Source organism: Dyadobacter sp., from assembly GCF_051859145.1.
GTDB lineage: Bacteria > Bacteroidota > Bacteroidia > Cytophagales > Spirosomataceae > Dyadobacter.
Map to the genome: position 1 here is coordinate 1 of NZ_JBHYGF010000461.1, position 2,981 is coordinate 2,981.

Consider the following 2,981-nt stretch of genomic DNA (forward strand, 5'->3'; position numbering starts at 1 on the left):
TTTAAAGTACTCATTTTTAGGAAAACACTCTCTTCACTTTCATTTAAACTTGTCCACTTTTCGCTGACGATTTACAGCTCTTGGTTCTGAAACACCACAAAACGGAATATATCGCTTAGCTCGTGAAATAGAAATCTGGGGTCTTCGTAAAGCAATTCATCTTTTTTTAGCCGATTTTGAAACCGTTCCTTAAAGTATATCTGATCTTTATCCAGACTTGGTACAAGTTTGTCGATTGTGGTCAATAGTTTGTTAGTACGACGACGGATCCATAATCTGTTGCTGATCATCCATTTAGTTCTTGAACTCGTTCGCTCGTTGACCACATCATCTTGAAGACGAAACCATTCAAAAAATGCCTGGTAGTTAGTCTGTCCGCCCAACGCGTTGTCATAAACGTCCATACTACTTATGCTATCCCTTCCACCGACATCTGGCCGCGCATTACCAACAATTCGGTTGATCGGATAGTAGGCAATCATCGGAAGAGTGCGTTGGTCTCTATACAGCTGTACATGAAGCGATGCAAGTTGAGAAACCTCACTTAATTCAGATTTCTCAATTAGTTGTGCCCCCATCTGTTGCTTGACTATTTTCCAATGGTACGAACGACTTTCATCGGATAAAGTGACTCCAATTGACGAAAAATCTTTGTCGTTCTTTATACTAGTTAGCGGAATAGGTTTGCCGGAAGCGTTCTCACGTTGAATGCGATTTACTAGCCAGGACAAGCTGATCGCAAGGCCATCTAGAATTGTCGATTTTCCAGAACCGTTGACACCGACAAGCAGGTTAACCTGATCTTCCAGGTTTAAGATCAGGTCGTCGATTCCCCGGAAATTCACAAATTCAATTTTTTTTACCTTCATGTTTCGAACTTAAGACCTGAGACTGGCAAAGATATAAAAATATATAGGCTAACAATTTTGTTGTTACGCCGACTACTTGTGACGGTCCGGCGTCCAATAATCGGTGGCAGGTCGCCAGATATTGTGGTATATTGCAATTAGCGCTCACATGACTCCACTGCTGTTTTTTTACAAGGCAAGTCAGCTTCGGCCTGCTCTCGATCCTGTGTAGTTCTTAGTGATAGATTTCGGCGACAACCTGATTTAGCTGAGTCTAGCTGCTTTCTCACCTGCTGCCTACCTAATAACATTATAATCGACTCATAAATCCGCTATCAAGTTAAAAGGCCGAGACTTAGGCGCCTTACAGCCTATATCATGATATCTACTGCCATTACCGCGTTAATGTGCTGCACACGATTTATTAATCCTATCATCTTAGTTAGCAATATCTGGGCATCTATATTTCACATCCTTACGTGGCTTGTATCGCGATAGTATCTCTAGTAAGCACGGTTTAATAAGATTACCACAGCACGATTTAATAGAAGTACCACAACACAGTTTAATATTTTAAGACATAAGTGTTCAAACGGTAGTGCCGTCCACATTCAGTCAGGCGCCGTCAACTGCCCTTCAATTTCTCCTTTAGTGCTTTCATGTCCTCACTGATTTTCACGTCCAGAATTTTGGCATAGATCATGGTTTGCTTTAAGGATCTATGGCCGAGCATTTTCGAAACCGTCTCGATGGGCACCTTGTTACTCAGTGTCACCGTGGTGGCAAACGTGTGCCTTGCAATATGGAAGGTAAGCGTCTTGGAGATACCACACAGATTTGCAATCTCTTTCAGATAGGCGTTCATCTTTTGATTGCTAAGCACGGGAAGTACCACCCCGAGATTGATACATTGCGGGTTATCCTTATATCTGTCCATGATCTGTATCGCACCTGGAAGCAATGGGATTCTAGTCGGGGCGTCCGTTTTTTGGCGCGTCGTGTCAATCCAGGGATCTCCATCCATTCCCGTTACGATGTCGGTATACCTCAGGTTTTTTACATCGACGTAGGCCAGTCCGGTATAACAGCAGAACAGAAAAATATCGCGCACCTGGCTGATGCGTTCCACTTCAAATACTTTTTCGGTCAGGCGTTTGAGCTCTTCTCTGCTCAGCGGGTTTTTGACAACTTCTTTTTTGGTCAGTTTGAAACCCTGAAACGGATCTTTCTTAAGCCATTTGTTATTGACGCAGATAAGCACAACCTTTTTAAGGTTGGACATATACTTTACCGCTGAATTATGATTGCAACCCCGGGCGGTCCTGAGCCAGAAGGAGAATTCGGAAATAAATTCAAAGTCAAGCTCACTGATCAGACGATCATCCACCTTGTATTTCCATTTAATGAATGAGCGGGTGTGTTCAAGGGCTGTATTATACCGCTTTAAGGTCAGGGGAGCAAACTCTTTGCCCACCAGCGCCTCCATTTGTTTGTTGTGGTGCGCAAATACTTCCAGGATTGTCCGTCTTTCAGTGCTTTTTCCCAGCAAAACATTTTTCAGGGTTTCGGCCGTCACCTGTCTGTCATCGTCAAGGAGCATTTTCCTTGCCTGGAAAACTTTGGCCGTCAAAGTGTCCAGATAGGCATTGAGCGTTTTTGCCGCCTCATGGTTTCCGATCGCGCGTCCGGCCTCTGCGCTCCACCGGTTAGGACTGCAGAGCCGTTTGGTGGACAGTTCGATGGACGTTCCGTCGACTGTAATTCTCAGGTAAACATACCGGAGACCTTCTTTTTGATTTTTCGTTGTTTTCAAATAGAAAAACAACCCGAAACTGTTTTCTAACATAACACAAGCGTTTAGAATGAACAAATGTCGAGTCGCCGCGCCTGTAAATCAAGATGTTCAGCGTACATACATCTTGACAATCAATGACTTAACCTCATTTTTGGGCCAATTTTGAGCGTCTGAAAAAAGACTACACGAATGACGCTCAAAAAGAATGGGTTTTAATGCATATTTTGGCATATTGCCAAAAACAAAAATGCCCATAAATCATTGATTTACAGGCATTTTGTTTGACTTTGAACTTATTTCAAGGGAGGGAGACGGGTCTCGAACCCGCGACCTCTAGA

The 2,981-nt window shown here is 43.3% G+C and carries 2 protein-coding genes; both read right to left on the reverse strand.

Features of this window, described 5'->3' with window-relative positions; all coding sequences use genetic code 11:
- Nucleotides 1–71: 71 nt before the first annotated feature.
- Complete coding sequence (locus tag ACTIE6_RS21900) at nucleotides 72–869, reverse strand: AAA family ATPase (RefSeq protein WP_439558663.1); 798 nt, start codon at nucleotides 867–869, stop codon at nucleotides 72–74.
- Between the two features lie 604 nt (nucleotides 870–1,473).
- On the reverse strand, nucleotides 1,474–2,694 hold the full coding sequence (locus ACTIE6_RS21905; RefSeq protein WP_439558664.1) for a site-specific integrase: 1,221 nt from the start codon (nucleotides 2,692–2,694) through the stop codon (nucleotides 1,474–1,476).
- Between the last annotated feature and the right edge of the window lie 287 nt (nucleotides 2,695–2,981).

Bases quoted from the DNA above. Each gene is read 5' to 3' on its own strand.
- ACTIE6_RS21905 (WP_439558664.1), bottom strand. From the start codon at position 2,694: ATGTTAGAAAACAGTTTCGGGTTGTTTTTCTATTTGAAAACAACGAAA.
- ACTIE6_RS21900 (WP_439558663.1), bottom strand. From the start codon at position 869: ATGAAGGTAAAAAAAATTGAATTTGTGAATTTCCGGGGAATCGACGAC.